General features: G+C 55.7%; 12 protein-coding genes. 8 read left to right on the top strand and 4 right to left on the bottom strand.

The genetic code is table 11. The features are described from left to right. Positions 1–124: 124 nt before the first annotated feature. Positions 125–325 carry a cold-shock protein gene (locus tag PDUR_RS01340; RefSeq protein WP_025332779.1) on the top strand — a complete coding sequence of 67 codons (201 nt, stop codon included), beginning with the start codon at positions 125–127 and terminating at the stop codon, positions 323–325. An 83-nt stretch (positions 326–408) separates the two neighbouring features. Then, positions 409–621: a cold-shock protein gene (locus PDUR_RS27675; protein WP_081949333.1), complete on the top strand. Its 213-nt coding sequence runs from the start codon at positions 409–411 to the stop codon at positions 619–621. Between the two features lie 109 nt (positions 622–730). Here PDUR_RS27675 and PDUR_RS01335 read toward each other — a convergent pair whose 3' ends face one another. From PDUR_RS01335 to PDUR_RS01325, 3 genes are read right to left on the bottom strand one after another with little or no spacing between them, the layout of a single operon-like run. Beyond that, entirely contained in the window at positions 731–1630 is a 900-nt protein-coding gene (locus PDUR_RS01335; RefSeq protein ID WP_052409895.1) for a DNA-3-methyladenine glycosylase family protein, read from the bottom strand. Beyond that, on the bottom strand, positions 1611–2165 hold the full coding sequence (locus PDUR_RS01330) for a methylated-DNA--[protein]-cysteine S-methyltransferase (protein ID WP_042208949.1): 555 nt from the start codon (positions 2163–2165) through the stop codon (positions 1611–1613). Before PDUR_RS01330 ends, PDUR_RS01335 begins: the two co-directional genes overlap by 20 nt. After that, positions 2131–2733 (bottom strand): bifunctional transcriptional activator/DNA repair enzyme AdaA, encoded by a 603-nt coding sequence (locus PDUR_RS01325; RefSeq protein ID WP_042204744.1) that lies wholly within the window; start codon positions 2731–2733, stop codon positions 2131–2133. The genes PDUR_RS01330 and PDUR_RS01325 overlap by 35 nt, the downstream gene beginning before the upstream one ends. Positions 2734–3299: 566 nt before the next feature. Here PDUR_RS01325 and PDUR_RS01320 point away from each other — a divergent pair. From PDUR_RS01320 to PDUR_RS29070, 5 genes are all read left to right on the top strand, one after another. Next, complete coding sequence (locus PDUR_RS01320) at positions 3300–4781, top strand: MDR family MFS transporter (RefSeq protein WP_081949736.1); 1482 nt, start codon at positions 3300–3302, stop codon at positions 4779–4781. Between the two features lie 243 nt (positions 4782–5024). After that, positions 5025–5666 carry a hypothetical protein gene (locus tag PDUR_RS01315; protein ID WP_042204742.1) on the top strand — a complete coding sequence of 214 codons (642 nt, stop codon included), beginning with the start codon at positions 5025–5027 and terminating at the stop codon, positions 5664–5666. A 75-nt stretch (positions 5667–5741) separates the two neighbouring features. Beyond that, positions 5742–7937 carry a diguanylate cyclase gene (locus PDUR_RS01310; RefSeq protein WP_042204741.1) on the top strand — a complete coding sequence of 732 codons (2196 nt, stop codon included), beginning with the start codon at positions 5742–5744 and terminating at the stop codon, positions 7935–7937. 230 nt (positions 7938–8167) lie between these two features. Then, complete coding sequence (locus PDUR_RS26960) at positions 8168–10045, top strand: SWIM zinc finger family protein (protein WP_052409894.1); 1878 nt, start codon at positions 8168–8170, stop codon at positions 10043–10045. Next, positions 10042–13260, top strand: coding sequence for a DEAD/DEAH box helicase (locus PDUR_RS29070; RefSeq protein WP_052409893.1), 3219 nt, complete (start codon positions 10042–10044; stop codon positions 13258–13260). The genes PDUR_RS26960 and PDUR_RS29070 overlap by 4 nt, the downstream gene beginning before the upstream one ends. A gap of 112 nt (positions 13261–13372) precedes the next feature. On the opposite strand, the gene PDUR_RS01295 is transcribed toward PDUR_RS29070, so the two are convergent. Further along, positions 13373–13672 (bottom strand): GNAT family N-acetyltransferase, encoded by a 300-nt coding sequence (locus tag PDUR_RS01295; protein WP_042204740.1) that lies wholly within the window; start codon positions 13670–13672, stop codon positions 13373–13375. Positions 13673–14006: 334 nt separating this feature from the next. On the opposite strand from PDUR_RS01295, the gene PDUR_RS01290 reads away from it, so the two are divergent. Beyond that, entirely contained in the window at positions 14007–18152 is a 4146-nt protein-coding gene (locus tag PDUR_RS01290; RefSeq protein WP_042204739.1) for a S8 family serine peptidase, read from the top strand. The last annotated feature ends 8 nt before the right edge of the window (positions 18153–18160 follow it).

The following is an 18160-nucleotide window of genomic DNA, read 5'->3' as shown; positions in this document are numbered from 1 at the left end:
ATTTTGACCTGAACTCACATATTGCAGAGGGTTATGATTTGAGTGCATAACCTTGCGCAATATGTGATTTTTTATTTTTAAGGAAATAATAAGGTCATGTTCAAAAATGAGGAGGTTTTCTACAATGGAAACAGGAACAGTTAAATGGTTTAACGCAGACAAAGGCTTTGGCTTTATCGAAGTTGAAGGCGGCAGCGACGTATTCGTGCATTTCAGCGCAATCGTAAGCGAAGGCTTCAAGACCCTTGATGAAGGTCAACGCGTCGAGTTCAATATTGTTCAAGGCAACCGCGGTCCGCAAGCCGAGAACGTAGTTAAGCTGTAAATCAGAAAACACGCCCCGAACCTAGCGTTTGGGGCGTTTGTTTTTTGGCTGCAATCATTCCGGGAGAGAAAGAGGGATGCTTCTTGTACTATTCACGGAAAAGGCCTCTGGATGATATTCCAGAAGAACTCACGGCTATATGGTCCTGTACGAACGAAAGCTGCAACGGTTGGATGAGAGACAATTTTGTCTTTTTAGTTCAGCCCACCTGCTCCTTGTGTAACTCACCGATGGAAAAAGGCGAGAAAATGCTCCCTGCGGTAGCCAATACCAGCCCCACACAGTCCAAACAGTGAAACAGAATATTACTCGGGCGCCCTCAAGCTTCGGCCTTTGCCGAAGTTTATTTGTCTTTTCCAGTTCCGCTCTCTTCCCCGCAGCACAGATAAGGCGCCTTTCCCTCTATCAATACAGCACCCGCCACAAATAAAAGGTCGCATATGCTTCCCAGCCCTGCCAGGCCGCGAACTGGTCCCGCAATTCGGGAAGCGTCGGCTTCCGGTCCATCCCAAGCGCGGACTTAACGGCATTGTGCAGGCCGACATCCCCGATGGGAAAAGAGGAGGCGTCGCGCAGGCAGCGCATCCTCACATATTGGGCGGTCCAGGGGCCGATGCCCCGCACCGCCGTAAGCCTCGCCTCGGCTTCCTCCGGCGAGCCGAGGGCCAGCAGCTCCTCCCGGCTCAGATCGCCCCCGGCGATGAGACCGGCGACGACAATAATCGTCCGCGCCTTGCTCCGGCTAAGCTGGAGAGCGCACAAATCCGCCTCCGCCGCTCCAAGCAGCGACTCCGGCGTCGGGAACAGATGATACCGGTGTCCGGCCCACTGGACGGAATCGCCGTAGCTCTCCGCAAGCCGCGCCTTCAGCTTGTACGCGAAGGCGAGGTTGACCTGCTGCCCGAGAATCGCCCAGCACAGGGCCTCGAACAAGTCGGGGATGCCGACTATGCGCAGGCCGCAAAAGCGTTCCGCTAGCGGACCAAGCAAGGGATCGCCCGCAGACAGCTTATAGAACGGCCGTAAGTCACGGTCCAGGTCGAACCAGTCGCGGATATAGCGCGTCAGGCTCACCTTTGCCGCTTCCACGGGATACTCTCCTTCCAGCAGCTCCGCCCGGAGCCGCCCTGGCTCCGGTGCCGTCAGCCGGACCAGCAGCTGATGCCCGTCCGCCCAAATCAGGCGGGTCACCCCTTCATTGTCCGTCCTGTACAGACATTCCAGCGGTGAGCGCGCCATATATTCCAGGCAGGCTTCCCAACTGAACAGCTCTGGAAGCGGCAGCTCAAAAAGCAAATCGTTCATGTCCGCCCGCCGCCACATGGGCGATTCCCTCCAGTTCGAGCAGCTCCTGCTTGAGCCGAAGCCCTCCGGCATAGCCCGTCAACGTACCGTTCGCCCCGATCACCCGATGGCAGGGAAGAAACACCGGCAGCGGGTTTCGGCCGTTCGCCGCGCCTACGGCGCGCATCGCTTTGGGCCTGCCGATCCTCTCGGCCAGCTCCGCATACGTGATGACCGCGCCATACGGGATATCTGCCAGCGCCGTCCATACCTGCCGCTGAAACGCCGTTCCCCTGAGATCGAGCGGCAGCTCCCGGAAGTCCGGCCGCCGCCCGGCAAAGTAGTCCTCCAGCCTGCGAATTACTCCCCATTCCTCAAACGGCCGCATATCGTCAGCCACGCCGCTGCCCGGAGCGTAGCGGTCCAGCCAGGCCTTCGCCGTCTGCTCCGTATCATGCTGAAAGGACAGGCGGCACAGCCCATCCGCGCCGCCCCACAGCGTCCATGTCCGGCCCCCAAAGCTAAGGGTGTGCCGGTATATTGTCTTCTGGCTCATCCGCCGTACCTCCTTGAACCCGTTCTCTGTATTCCGTGGGCGACGCTCCCGTATGCCGATGAAACCAGGCGGCAAAATGGGAAGCGCCGCGAAAGCCGACCGCCCTGCCGATTTCGGACACGGGCATCCGGCCACGCCGTAGAAGCCCGCGGGCCTTGTCCAGCCGCACCCGTTCCAGCTTGGCCGCCGGTGTGAGGCCTGTCACTTCCTTGTATACCCGGTGAAGATGGGAAGCGCTAACCTTCAGCCGCTCGGCCAGGCTGCTTAACGTCAGCCGCTCTCCGTACCCGGCGCTGATTACGGCATCGGCCTGAGCCGCCAGAACAGCGTCCGGGCGCAGCGGCCCGCCCTCTTCGGGACGGCATCTTTTGCATGGGCGGAAGCCCGCCTGAAGCGCCTCCTCCAGCGACGGATAGAACGTCACATTGTCCGGCTTGGGAGTTCTGGCCCGGCAGGATGGCCGGCATACGATGCCGGTGGTCCCGACCCCGGTATAGTAAACCCCGTCATACCGCGCATCGCGCTGGATGACAGCCTGATAGACAAGATTGAATAATGCCTGATCCATGATGCATCCCTCCACACCGCCATTATACCCGATTGCCCTTCCGCGGGGCAGGCTTGACGGATAAGAGAGCAAGAATACGACAGTGTCTTTTTCAAGAAGAGACGGCTGCGCCGTTCTCACAGGAGGAGGCAGCCGTTACCCTAAATAAACAAGACCAAGAATATTCATCCGTACTTAACCTGAATACCGGAGCGGGCAACCTCTTCCCATATACATCCCCAGACCGAGCGCAGAATCGGCCAGCGGACGGTTTGGGCTGTTTCGGCCCCGGCTTATAATAAAGTCGAAGTTTAGAGAGACGGAAGCTATCAGGAGGGGTACCGATGCCGCGACTCGCGGAGACGGCGGAGACTTCAAGGCGAAGGTGACGCCGATTGAGGGCTGCCGGCGGCCTTAGGAGATTCATCGGAAGCCGGTCTAAGGAAAGCTGTTTATATTCCGTTTAAAGTATTGCTGTAATTTGGCAGTAGCTTCATTAGGTGTAAGACCATTCTTTTCATTCGAGGTGAGTTCCCATTAATACCAATGTTCTTGGCAACAACAAGTATCTGGTGTTGGCCGCGCTGATGATCGGCCTGATCTTTACGGAGCTGGACGAGACGATTGTGGCGACGGCGATGCCCACGATTATCCGCCAGCTGCACGGCCTTGCCCTCTACGGCTGGGTGGCGGGCATCTATATGCTGGCCGTCACGATGTTCATGCCCATTCTCGGCAAGCTGGCCGATCTGTACGGACGCAAGCGGGTGTATTTAAGCTGCATGGCGCTCTTTATCGGCGGCTCCATCGTCAGCGGATTCGCGCAGTCCATGACGATGCTGCTTGTCGGCCGGGGCATTCAGGGCGTCGGCGCGGGCGGCCTGATGCCGCTTGCGCTTGTCATTATCGGCGAAATTTTCCCGCTGGAGCAGCGCGCCAAAATCCAGAGCCTGGCCGGCCCGATGATGATTATTCCGCAGCTGCTCGGCCCGACACTCGGCGGCTATATCGTCGGACACTTCAGCTGGCACTGGGTGTTCCTGATCAATCTCCCGGTCGGCGTCCTCTCCGCACTCCTGCTGGCCAAGGGGCTGAACGAATCGCGGAGCGAAGAGAAACGGGCCATCGACTGGGCCGGGGCCGGCACGCTAATGCTGGCGCTCTTGTCCCTGCTGCTTGCGCCTGTACTGATTGACAATCAGGGTTACGGGTGGTTCTCTCCCGTCATTATCGGGCTGCTTGCGGCCTCCGCCCTTCTGATCGCCCTGTTCATCAATATCGAGCGCCGGGCGGAAGAACCGGTCATTCCCATGCATTTATTTAAGAACCGGAATGTCGTCGTTCTCTCCATTCTTGTGTTCATCCTGATGCTGGGCATTATGGGCGGGATTGCCCTCTTCCCGTTCTTCTCGCAAAATGTCATGGGCCTGACGCCGACCGCCTCCGGCTATCTGTCGCTGGCGTTCATGGCGGGTGTGATCCCGGCCAGCATTGTGTTCGGTTCCCTGATCACGCGCGTCGCTTACCGGAACCTGTTTATCCTGTTCTTCACGCTGCCTATTGCCGGCTTTTTCCTGCTGTCGCGCATCAGTATTCATACAAGCGTTCTCTACATCATCGTCTGCTTTGTGATCCTGGGCGTCGGCATGGGGGCGATGTTCGGCGGAAATACGCTGATCGTTCAGGAATCGGTGGATAAAAAACACAGCGGCATCGCCTTGTCCACGGTTCAGCTGTTCCAATCGCTCGGGGCGACCATCGGGCTCAGCGTGTTCGGCAGCCTGCTCTCCGGCCACATTAGTAAAGGCGTTGAACCGCTTAGCAGTCAGCTGCCTCCCGGCACATCGGAGAATCTGGCAGCGGGCGGCATCCCGCCAGGCATCTCGCCGCAGCTGCTGACTGAAGTGAAAACGGTGTTCACGCAAGCCTTCCAGAATGTGTTCTCCATTTCGCTGGTTTTTGTAATTCTTACTTTCTTCATCTGCTGGTTCCTTAAAAAAGAGGTGCTCTCTCCAAAGAAAGAGGATTCCACCGAGACCATCGCAAAGACGATCCCCGAAACCCTGTAGTCTTCCCATAGCCATAGCATTGCGCAAAAAACGGCTGCGCCGCCCAAATGTTGGGGGCGCAGCCGTTTCGCGTAAAAACGTTCTCATCCTGAGGCTTCACAGGCAGCAAAATTCGATCCGATTCGACGGGGCACTGTGATAAAAATCTCGTTTTTCTTACAATCTAACAGGATTATTGTTCCATGCCGTCGAATACGTTCTTATGAAAGAACAAAGGATCAAACCTACTCTGGGAGAGATAACATGCAAAAAATACCATATTTGGAAATACAATCGGAGCTGCGGACGGGCGATTTGATTCTGTTCAGCGGACAATATGAAATCAGCAAGCTTGTCGAAAAACTGGAAGGCAGCCTCTGGTCCCATGTCGCCATGGTTGTGCGGATTCCCGAGCTTGAGGCTCCGCTCTTGTGGGAATCTACGGCTTTGACGAATCTGCCGGACGTCTTAATGAACGATCATCTCACGGGGCCGAAGCTGGTTGATTTGCAGAAAAGGCTGGAAACCTATGGAAGCGATGTCACCCCTTATGTTCCGCCCCGATACGCCGTAAGACCGCTCGAAGTTGAGCGGAGCGAAGAGATGATTTCGAGCCTGCTCGCCCTGTTTACGGAGCTGCATGGCATCCCGAACCCCGGCGAATGGGAAATGATACTGGAGGTCCTTGAAGGGCGGATCTTCAAGATTCGTTCCAAACTGGATAACTATACCTGCAGCGAGCTTGTTGCCGAGTCTTACATCAAGATGGGCCTGCTCGATCCAAATGCCGTTATCAACGGATTTATGCCGAGCGATTTCTCCTCGGACGGACATCTGCCGCTGCTTAAAGGCTCATTCAGGGAAGAAATCGAAATCGATCTCACCGGCATCAAATCGTCCACCTGACCGAAGAAAATGAAGGCCACATTAACTGCATCTTCGGCAGCTTCAAAATTCCGTATAGGCCGGATGGGATTGCTCGTGTTCGGACTGGTCATCGCTCTGCTTATGCTGAGCCAGACGGTGGAGTCGGCCCGTATGGAAGAGGTCGCCGGAACCGGCAGCCTCCGTACAAATACGGATCTTCAGGACGATTTAAAAATATGGGAGGACAAAGACGGACAGCTCACGATCAAGGATGTTGCAAGTCCGGCAATGGATTCGTTATTCATGCCGTACAAGACCAGCGGACTCAGCGGCTCGATTAAAGGTTCAACCTATTGGGTCAAGCTGGACCTGTTCAATGCCTCTTCCAAGGCAAGAGAGCTTCTGCTTGAACTCAGTAAACCCCAGCTCAGCCGGGTGACCCTGTACCAGTTCGATGATGAACGCCATTTTTTGCGCCAGACCCGAACAGGAAGAAGTCTGCCTTTTAATGAGCGAACCTTCAACCATCGAAATTTTATTTTCGAACTTTCGTTCCCCCCCGAATCCGGGCAGCGGCTGTATTTTCAGATTCAAACCGACAGTTATCTTCAGCTTCCAATGAAGCTGTGGGAGACACAGAGCTTTATCGAAAGGGAGCAGCGCTCGGGTCTTCTGCTTGGCATGTATTATGGGATTATGTTCGCAATGGCGCTTTACAACAGCTTTCTTTTTGTGTCGATTAGGGACAGGGTTTATCTGTACTATGTGCTCTTTATCGTTTCTTTTGCAATCATGCAGGCCGTTTGGGACGGATTCGCCTACCAATATTTATGGCCGGGGCATCCCGCTTGGGAGCTGAAGTCCAATCCCGTCTTTATCGTGTTGACCTGTCTGTTCACATGCGCGTTCTCACGAACCTTTCTGTCGGTTCCTAAATATTCGCCGCGAGTGGACAAAGTGATTTGCGCCTTTATTACCGGACTTGTTCTGACGCTGCCTAGTATGATATTTATGCCGCCGGGCTTATGCACCAAATTAGCCGTCTACCTTGCGTCCGCCAGCATTTTGCTCTGCCTGTCGGCGATAGCTGCCGTGCGGTTTCGGATGCGGTCTGTCTTTTTCTATATTTTTTCATGGCTGGTTCTGTTTGCGGGCTCCACACTAAATATTTTGGCTGCTTACAAGCTGCTTCCCTTGAACTTTCTGTCGCTGTATTCTGTACGGTTCGGCTCGGTGGCCGAGACCATTCTCCTGTCAGTAGCACTGGCGGACCGGTTTAACCTTATCAAGCAAGAAAAACTTCTGGAAGAGAAGCAGGGAATTCTGCTCAAGAGCCTGCATGAAACGACGAAAAAGCTGACTTCTACTTATGATTTAGACAAGCTTCTTCATTACACTCTGATCAGCCTTTCCGATATAACAGACTGCGAGAACGGCTTTATTCTGTTAAAGAACGGGGAGGGGTACGTACTGAATACCTCGGTTGGCAGCGGAATGTGGGAAGGTCTGCACCTGACGGAGCTTGAAACGGAACCGTTCTTCGGCGCGTTGATCCGTGAAAAAAGGCCGGTGCTCCACTCCGATCCGGGTGTATCCTCCCGCCGCCTGAGCCCAGGCTTCAAAACCTGTATCGGAATCCCGGTCCTGTACCGCGACCGTGTGCTGGGTCTGATCGTGCTGTACAGCTATTCCTTCAGGAACTTTGCTGAGAGCGAAAGAGAAATCCTCCGCGATTTTGCCGGGCAGGTCGGCATCTCCATTGAAAATGCCCGCCTGTTCTCGGAGATCAACCGGATGGCCTCAACGGACGGTCTGACAGGGGTGTATAACCGCAGCTATTTTATGAGTCTGGCCAACAGGCACTTGTCCCAATGCTGGAGCATGGACAAGCCTTTGTCGCTGATCATGGTCGATATCGACCACTTTAAGAGCATCAATGACCGGTATGGCCATTTTGCGGGTGACAAGGTTATTCAGGAAACGGCGAGACTGCTCGCCGAATTGGCTCAGCCCCGCGGCATTATCGGCCGGTACGGAGGCGAGGAATTCGTAATCCTGCTTCCCGGTACCGCAGCCGATCAGGCGTACCGCTTGGCAGAGATTATGCGGAAAAGCATCTCGGCGTCTCCCGTCCAGCTCGAGCAAGCGGGCAGCATCCGGTACACGATCAGCTTAGGCGTCGCATCGGCCTCACCGGACACAAGCGGCATTACATTGCTTATCGATCAGGCGGATCAAGCGCTGTACAAAGCCAAAGAGAGCGGCCGAAACTGTGTGAAGGAATTTGGAATCACGGAGAACTTCGCTTAGAGCTTTTTCGGGGCGGATATATATTTCAAACCAAGGACACCTTCGCGGGTGTCTTTTTGCCCAAATATAAGAATTTATAAGCTGAGCGCTTATTATTTTGTCTTATATTTCTACGAGAAATGGATGCCCTCCTCCTGCGGGGACGGCGAAGCCGTTTCTTCTTGGGTCTGACTCGCAGAAGCAGAAATGATATAATTAATTCACTATAGGCTTACAGGAGAATAACCGACATGCCATCGATACCTGCCCTCGATGACGCCGGGTGGGCTAGGCTCATCCAAGATACGGCGTATTATTTTGACGACCTGACCCTTAAACGGGGATTCCAATATTATAAGCAAAACCGGGTTTCCGGATTGACAGCCGCATCTCCCGGACTCGTCACGGCCTTCGTTGACGGAAAAGAACGTTACAGTGTCGAGATTATTCTCGGCGCTCTCCCGATCAGCAGCTGCAGCTGCCCCGTCCTCGGGCCTTGCAAGCATATGGCGGCCGTCCTGATGGACTACGCCGGAGCACAGGGCCGGCCAGTTCAACTGCTGGCTAACGCCAAGTCGTCCGCCCAGGTTAGGGCGGTAATGAACTCCGCTCGCGCCGTACCTGACGCCGGGAGCAGATCAAGCGGCATACAGCACGACAGCTCGGCTTCCGGTACCCTGGCCGCCGGAAACAGCGAGCCAGATAGCGGTGGCGGTTCAAAAAGCAGTAACGTGACGAACGCTGACGATAGAGGGGAAAGCTATCCTGATAGAGGGGAAGCAGGGTATCCCGGAGGATCGGTCCGTAGCGGAAGAATGGACAATAGAATGGGCGGTGACAGAAGCAGCGGCAGGCCTGGCAGCAGCGGAGCGGAAGGCGAAGCCCTGCGCAGCCGCCTGGATGCCTTGAAGGAGCAAGGCCGCCTCGTCCCGGTCATGAACGTCGCCGAGTGGCATGAACTGTTCGCCCGTTGTGTATCCCCTCTGGCCGGAGAGACCCGGAACCCGCAATATGCAGATGAAGCGCTCGCGGCAATCCTTCGTATCAAGCCGCCCTTGTCCCCAGAACTCGAGAAGCTGTTCGGCTTGCATGCCCGTCTCTTTGTTCTGGAAACGCTGACCGCCCGGGTGGCTGGAAAGACCGGGACGTTCACGCCTTCGCTCGGATACTACACCCACCTGGCCGTAACGGAGCTTCAGGATGATATCGAGCACTTCTTTAATACGGAACCGTCCCCCCCCTCCAAGCCGGAGCAGTGGAACCGCATATTGGACACGCTGGGGGTTCTCCGGCGGGCGCTGCTAGCAGAATCAAAGGAGCAGGCCTTCTATTCTACTCTTTATTATTTGCTGTGGAGAAAATGGATTATTCCAGAAATGCGCAATACTGCGCTGTTCGAAGAAGAACTGCGGCGGCTGGAAGGGGAGGAAGACAATCGGGCGGCGGCTCCGTCCCGGCAGCCCCTGCTGACCGCCCGGGCCTGGATGCATTTCTGCCTGTCCGAAGACGGCGAGGCCCTAAGCCTGCTTCGGGAAGCGGCTAAACGGCCGGGATTCCTTCCGGAAGGGCTGGATATTTTCTGGGAGCCTTTATCGGAAGCCGGGGAAGCGCAGCGGCTTGTGAGCTGGCTTACGGAGGCTGGCGAACTGCTGCAAGGACATCGCCGTCATAGCCTTGACAGCTACGCGCGGCACTGGGAGGAGGCTATCCGGCTTCTGCCGGGCGCCGAGCCGCAAATGTGGCGTGTACTGGCAGACATGCTTCCTTTAAGCGGCGGCATTTACGAAGAGATGCTGCTGGCTCACGGCCGCTGGCGCGAGTGGATGGATTACCAGCTCAGCTCCGGCAGGGACCCTGCGGACTTCCGGGTGCGGGAGCTTCAGCCGATAGAGAAGAATGCGCCGGAGCTGCTGCTTCCCTTCTATCATCAGGCGGTCGAGCGGCATGTCTCGGAGAAGAACAGAAGCAGCTACAAAGCGGCGGTAAAGCTGCTGAAGCGGCTAAACAAGCTGTATAAGAAAATGAAAGCAGAGGAGCGCTTTGAGCATTTTCTCGGCTCTTTCACTGCCCGCCACAGCCGGCTTAGAGCGCTGCAAGAAGAGCTTCGGAAAGGAAAGCTGACACCATGAACGGACAATTGCGGAATATTGCGGTCCGGATCGGACTGAGCGAATACGGAGACGCGCTGTTGTACGGCTTGACGGATGACGGATACGGCCTTCCTGGTATGACTTTGAAGCAGCTGCTCTTTGCCTGGCACGAGGAGTCGTTCTACGGTACCGAGCTGGCTATTCACAAAGCCGGAGAGATCGAACTGGTCGTTCTGCCCGCCGAACAGGTCCTGTCCTTCTTCGCCGACGGGCAGCTGCTGTCGCATATCGGCTGGTCATGGGACGGCGAAGCGGCACCGCTCGCCGATCTGGCCCCAAGTCTGGAATTTTGTCTCGAGGAAGGGCAGTATGTGCCAAGTCTTGCCGCATACCGTGAGGGGCGGCTGGAGTGGATCTGGGATGACCGAGCTCTTCGGGCTGCGGCGGAAGCGGCGGGCCGGAAAGCGTCCGCTCGGGAAACTGGAGTGCGGGAAGCGGCGGAAGTCATGCCGCAGGATACTGCTGACGACGCGGGCCGCGCCAGGGCGTGGAGCGGCGGAGCGGCTATTGCCACACCGGACGCGCTTGCCGCGCTTCACCTGCTGAAGAATGACACCGGCCTCATGGCAGGCGTCCGGGCGGCCTTCTCCGCCGCCGTATCCGCGCGCTGTTACGGCACGGAAGAACAGGCCGCCGATCTGCGGCGCGAGTACCCGATGCTCTTCGAGCATAAGCGCCTGGCGGCAGCCGGCATGGACGCGGAAGCCTGGCTTGTCTCCATCGGCTGGAAGGCCGATGTATCGCCGTTCCGCCCCGCGCTCCAGCTGCTGGAGCCGTGGAAAGCCGAATCCTCCTGGCGGATTCGGCTCGTCCTGCAGGACAAGGCCGACGCTTCGGCGCTTGTCCCTGTGAAGCTGGCGGCGGACGGCGCCGCCCATGGCGCCTGGCCCGCGGCGTGGTCGCCGCATGTAGCTGGCCGCTCTTCCGGCTGGCTGGAGCGCCTGCGCGCCTGCCTGCCGGAAGGGCGCTTTGACAGCGGCGGCGACGTGCTGGGCCGGCCGCTGGACAGCGCGGCCGCCTGGACCTTTCTGACGGCGGACAGCCGCCGTCTGCTGGATGCAGGCTGGCTTGTGCTGCTGCCGGCCTGGTGGGAAGCGGCGAGCCGCAGGAAGCCGCGCCTGCGGGCGAAGCTCCGCCCGGAGAGCGAGAACCGGAGCGGCCGCTCGCTGATGGGCCTGGATGCGATCATCGACTTCGATTGGCGCATCTCAATAGGGGACGCCGACCTCACGGAGGAAGAGTTCGCGGCACTGGTCGCCCGGGGCGAACGTCTGGTGCGTTTCCACGGCCAGTGGGTACCGCTTGATCCCGCGCTGCTCGCCCAAATCCGCAGGGCGATGGATGGCATGGACAAGCGTCAGGGATTGTCCTTCCAGGACGTCCTGCAGCTGCATCTGCTGAATACACAAGAGGAAGCCGGGGATGAAGCGTCGGACCCGGTTTCCGAAGAGGCGAACCGGTTGCAGCTTGAGGTCGAACTGAACGAGCAGTTCGTCAAGCTTATGGGGCAGCTTGGCGGCAGCGAGGCCCTGCCGCTGCCCGGACCGCCCGCCGGTCTGCACGCCGAGCTGCGCTCGTATCAGCTGGAGGGCTATGCCTGGCTCACCTTCCTGCGCCGCTTCGGGCTGGGCGCCTGCCTTGCCGACGATATGGGTCTTGGCAAGACCGTCCAACTGATCTCTTATTTGCTCCACGTGAAGGAGGAATTCATGGAGCGGCCGGAGGGCCTAAGGCCGTCGCTCATCGTCTGCCCAACCTCGGTGCTCGGCAACTGGCAGAAGGAACTGCAGCGGTTCGCCCCTTCTCTCTCGGTCATGCTCCATTACGGGAGCAGCCGCCCTGGCGGGGAAAGCTTCCAAGCCGCCGCAGCCGGGTCCGACGTTGTGCTCACGTCCTATGCAACGGCGGCGCTGGATCAGGAGCTGCTGGCAAGCTTCACCTGGTCGGCGTTATGCCTGGATGAAGCGCAGAACATCAAGAATGCCCAGACCAAGCAGTCGCTAGCCGTCCGCAGCTTTCCCGCCTTGCACCGGATCGCGCTCACCGGAACGCCGATCGAGAACCGGCTGGCGGAGCTGTGGTCGATATACGATTTCATAACGCCGGGCTTTCTCGGACCGCTGCGCGCATTTCAGGAGCGGTTCATCCATCCGATCGAGAAGGACGGCGACGCCAAGCGGACAGCCGATCTCAGGAAGCTGATCAAGCCGTTTATGCTGCGCCGCAAGAAGAAAGATCCGTCCATTCAGCTCGACCTGCCCGACAAGAACGAGATGAAGACTTATGTCCATCTGACAGCCGAGCAGGCCGCACTTTACGACCAGACGGTGAACGAGCTGATGGATAAAATCCGCAAGCTCGAGGGCATCGAGCGCAAAGGCGCCATTCTCGGCGCGCTTACCCGGCTCAAGCAGCTGTGCGATCACCCGCTGCTTATCACCAAGGAAGCGGCGCCGCACGAAGGAGCGGCTGACGAACCGGCGGATACCGGCCTGCTGATCGAGCGCTCCGCCAAGCTTGAACGGCTGCTCGCCATGGTCAGGGAGCTGCGCGAAGAGGGAGAGCGCTGCCTGATTTTCACCCAATATGTCGGCATGGGCCAGATGCTTCAGCGCGTGCTGCGGGAGGAACTGCGGGAGCCTGTGCTCTACCTGAACGGAAGCACCTCCAAAACAGCGCGGGACCGCATGATCGAAGACTTTCAGTCCGGACGCGAAACGCCTCTGATCCCGTCAGGCATAGCAACACCCGCTTCCGCAGGCGGAGATCAGCCGATCATGCGCGCGTCCTCTTCGCTGAACGGACAGCTGCAAGACACTTTTCCGGACGGCCCGCATCCGCCTTCTTCACTTACGGCGCAGCGGCCCGCCGTGTTTATCCTGTCCCTGAAGGCCGGCGGCGTCGGCCTGAATCTGACGGCAGCCAACCATGTGTTTCATTTTGACCGCTGGTGGAACCCCGCCGTGGAGAATCAGGCTACGGACCGCGCCTACCGGATGGGCCAGACTCGGGATGTTCAGGTGCATAAATTCATTGCCCTCGGAACATTGGAAGAGCGGATCGACGAGATGCTGGAGAGCAAGCAGCAGCTTAGCGACAGTATCATTACCAGCTCAGAGGGCTGGATTACCGAACTGTCCACCGAAGCCCTGAAGGATCTGTTCACCCTGCGGCGCGAATGGTCGGAAGCCTGACGGCTCCCGGCCCGAAGCGCCAGAAAGCCATCCTCCGCTTAAGTGCGGAAAGATGGCTTCTTTTTTAACCCTACCACTGCGCTGTAGCATTTGCCTGATTTCAAGCTCACTTCTAATGCTTCCATACATCCTCATATTCCGGATTTCTTCTAAACTGGACACCAACATATGAGCACTGGGGTATAATTTTGACCCCCTTCTCTCTCGCTTCCTCCGCAAGCCTATTTAACAGCCTTTTGGCTATATTTCCTCCCCGGTAATGAGGCGACACATACGTATGATCGGCTACCCAGGTATGCTCGTCTTTTGGCACGTAGGTAATTTCTCCGATCGGCCCCTCGTCCGTACGGACAACGAAGGCGTTGCGCTCCTTGTAGATAATGCCGATTTCATCGGTTTCCTTGTTACTCATAGCCTCTACCTCCTTATTGCTTTCCCTCGGGCTCCAATATTACTTTACCCACTCAGCCCATTTTTCTTCAAAATTCTGCAAAAGGATACACAATCGTCTACAGATTGACGATAAAAATCTAGTAGATTCATTCATTTTCACGCTGAACTTGCGTAAAAAATGAATTTTTCTCTGGATTTTCCAATTTACCGGTGGTAGAATCTTCTTAATCTTTTTCCCTACTAATCTAGGTGGAAATAAAGAGAGAATTACTAGGAAAGGAGAATTCTACATAAGCTTCACCCAAGCGGCAGGGGAAATCAACATTATACAGAACATTTGGGAGGGATTTTATTTGAAGTTGGTCAAATTAACACGCAAGCTGTCCATCGTTTCTCTGGCTTTGGGACTAACAGCCGGGACTATTCCGGGCGCGGCATTCGCGGCCGACAGCTTACAATCGCACTTATCGCAGTTATCTCCTAAAAGCACCTCTTTGCTTCAAAGCTCGAAAGGAACGTATATTTCACCCAAAATCAACACCAAATCATCTGCGGAAGTCCGCGTTATCGTACAGCTTAGCGGCCAACCGGCGGCCGTAGGCAAATACGCGGCGAAGCAGGGCATTTCCTCCCTGGCTAAATCCGCTACTGAAGCGGCTGTCGCGAGCGAGCAGTCGACAGTTCTGGACAAAGCCGAGGACGAGGGCCTGGACCTTGAAGTCAACTATCGATACAACACCGTATTTAATGGCTTCGAAGTAACTGTTCCCGCCAACGAGATTCCGGAGCTTGCCGAAATTCCCGGCGTCAAGTCGATCTATGAGAACAGCACCTGGTATCCGATTCCTGTTGATGAGGCTGACGCTACGATTAACGGAACGTTTCAGTACGGCGCAGCTCCTCTGCACCAAATCGGGGCGGATGCTGCTTGGGAAAAAGGGTACACCGGCAAGGGTCTTAAAGTAGGTGTAATCGATACTGGCGTCGATTATAAGCATCCCGATATCGCTCCCGCTTATAAAGGCGGCTGGAATTCCTTCTACAACAACGATGATCCTTATGAAGAAGCTCCCAATCCGGAAGCGGGTTATGAAGGTTCTTATCACGGCACTCACGTAGCCGGCACCATTATCGGCAGATTCGCCAATCCTACAAGCGAGATTGTGCAAAAAGGCGTTGCTTATGAAGCTGATCTGTATGCATACAAAGTACTCGGTTATAACGCCGACACCAATTCCGACAGCGGTTCTTCCGCTCAGGTTATCGACGGAATCGAGCATGCGGTCAAAGACGGCATGGACGTAATCAACCTCTCGCTCGGCTCCGACGCTGAGAAGGACGTTAATTCTCCGGACGCTATAGCGATCAATAACGCTGTCCTTTCAGGCGTCACTGCGGTTATTGCCAACGGCAATGCTGGACCGGGTGAATACACACTTGGCTCGCCCGCAACCTCACAATTAGGTATTTCGGTCGGTGCAGCTACAAGCCCGGCGAAGAACTTCCATGTTAATTTCCAACCGACATTTGACCCTGGAACGGTGACGAGCGTTACTTATACCACTTACAGTGACTTGAATGTCATGTCTTGGGAATTTGGAAAAAGCAATTTTAAGGACATCATCGGAACGGCGCCTGTAAAAGCGGGATTTGCGGGCTTGGGCACGGAAGCCGATTTTAACAACCTCCTTTCTCAACTCGACCTGCAAGAAAACGAGCCATACATTGCATTCGTTTCACGCGGTGAGCTCGCCTTTACCACCAAGATCGCCAACGCCAAAAAATATGGCGCCGCAGCGATTGTTATCTTTAACGGTATCGGTACAATTTCGGAAGATAACACATCCGTAGTCGATTTGAGCGAAAGCATTCCGGGTCGCGACGATTACATCAGCAACAATATCGGCGACGTCTATAACAGCATTCCAACGTTTGACATGAAAGGGACCGAGGGGCGGCTGCTCGCCAAAACAATCATTGCCAACCCCAATGTTACTTTTACCTTTGGAGATAACTACAATGAAACTGATTTTGCGGGAGACACTCTTGCCAGCTTCTCTTCCGAAGGACCTAACGTCGATGCGAATTTAAGCATTAAACCGGACTTCGTTGCTCCGGGCGTTGGCATTCTGTCAACCTGGCCTGCTTACCAAAAATACGATGAGTTTAATGGCGCTTCCTATGACTTTGCCTACAACCGCATCAGCGGAACAAGCATGGCTACGCCGCATGTGGCCGGTCTCGCTCTGCTTCTGAAGCAAGCCCATCCGACCTGGGGGCCGTTTGAGATTCGGGCGGCACTTGCCAACACGGCTGATGTACTTGGCCATTATAACGTTTATCAACAAGGAGCCGGCCGCGTAAATGTTGCCAGCGCCATTGATACACCGGCGGTCCTTGAATCTATTGAACCGATCACGATTCTCGACAAAAACTTCAATCCGCAAAATGTCATCAACTATAACGATTCCGCCAACTTTGGTGTCGTCGCTCCTGGCGCATCCAAGATTGAAAATCTGCAAATTAAAAACACGGACAGCTCCAGCTTAACTTATACCGCTGCCGTAAAATGGCATGGTGACGCTCCAGCCGGAATTACAGCCGATTTAAGTCAAACTGAATTGGCAGTTGTAGGGTACCAGACCAAAACATTCTCTTTGAATGTGAATGTCGGTAATGATGCAGAATCCGGCTTCTATGAAGGACAGGTTACTTTGACTCCTCCTAGCGGTTCTAATCTGCCTGCACTTCACCTTCCTTTCTCAGTATATGTAGGCACTGAGCTGCCTGACAGCCCAGTGGGCATTCAGGAAATCGCTCTGACGAAACCGGTGATTTATCCAAATCTGCCAACGCCGGTTACAAGCGATCTGAGCTATAAGCTGACAGCGGACAAAACAAATGTTTATGAGCTTGACGTTTACAACCTGGACGATGAGCTTATCGGATTCATGGATTACGACGACACAGTGACCAGCGCTACCTATCTTGAAACAGGCGTTCACACTGTCGAAGGCATTGATGGCTCCTACATCAAGTATGATGCCGACGGCCATGTCGTATTTGACGAAAATGGCGAACCGGTTATCGGGCATCTTACAGACGGAACTTACAAGCTGAACATCTTCTATGGATATTACGATGCATCGACCGAAAAATTAACAGACTATTACGACGGCTTTATCTCGCTGCGTGTTGACAACTCCACAAGCATCAGCAGCGGAGGCGGTTCGGCTGGCGGCGGTGGAGGCGGCGCAGTTACACCGACTACACCACCTGCACCAACGATTCCTGAAGCGGCTGCTATTTTGATCAATCAAGGCTCCAAGCAAGTGATCGTTACGCCAGCAACGACTGTGCAAAACGGCGTTACCACCATCACAGTATCGGATAGCGACCTGAAGGCTGCTTTGGCTAACATCACTGCTAACCAAAACGCTGTCATCATCTCGGCTCCTTCAGTTAGCGGTTCCGCCGCCAAGATCACCCTGACTGCGGATCAAGTGAAGCTGCTGGCAGCTCTCTCTTCCGCTACCAAGGTAATTCTTAGCACGAAAGATTCCGCGGTTTCCCTGCCGGTAACGCTGCTGAGCGGCGCTCCTGCAGGTGCAAGCTTCGATCTGTCGATTAAGCCGGCTTCGGAAGAAGCGGGCAAATTCACGGCAGGCGCAGCCGGTTCGTCTGTTATCGGAGCTCCGGTATCCTTTGAAGGAAGCTGGACAACGGTAACCGGCAGCACGTATCTGACCGTGCCAAGCAATACGTTCATCAAGAGATCCTTCACCGTTCCTGGAAGCATCGCCGCGAATACGGCCGGCGTTCTCTTCGAAGAGAACGGCAAGATCACTCCGGTATCTTCCGTATTCAAGACACAAGCGGGCGGAACAACACTCGTTACCGTTAACCGTCCGGGCTTCTCGACTTACGCCGCTGTAAGCCGTCCGGTAACGTTCACCGATATCGCGGGATCGCCTGCGGCATCGGACATTACAGCCCTCGCTAACAAGCTGATCTTCAAAGGCACTTCGGCAACGACCTTCTCGCCGAAGAGCAACCTGACCCGCGCCGAATTTACGGCATTGCTCGTACGTACGCTCGGTCTGCGCACCGACGCAGCGGCAACCTTCTCTGATGTGAAGGCGACCGATTGGTATGCAGCCGATGTTGCAGCCGCTACGAAGGCCGGATTGATTCTGGGTGTTGGTAATGGCAAGTTCGCACCGAAGGCCAAGGTCTCCCGTCAGGAAGTGGCCGTTATTCTGGATAGAGCCGTGAAGCTGGCCGGTATCGAACTGACCCCAGCCAATCCGTCCTTCACCGCCTATACCGATAACGCCAAGATCGCAGGCTATGCGAAGGACAGCGTACAGTCTCTGTCCGCCGCAGGCATCCTAACCAGCGATTCCGGTTCGGTATTCAATCCTACCGCACCGGCAACCCGCGAGACGATTGCTGTAACACTTCATCAATTGCTGGTCAAAGCTGGACTGGCTGAATAACACTTAAT

Source organism: Paenibacillus durus (assembly GCF_000756615.1).
GTDB lineage: Bacteria > Bacillota > Bacilli > Paenibacillales > Paenibacillaceae > Paenibacillus_AQ > Paenibacillus_AQ durus.
The sequence above is the reverse complement of the archived record's forward strand: the minus strand, read 5'-3'. Positions and strand labels throughout refer to the sequence as shown.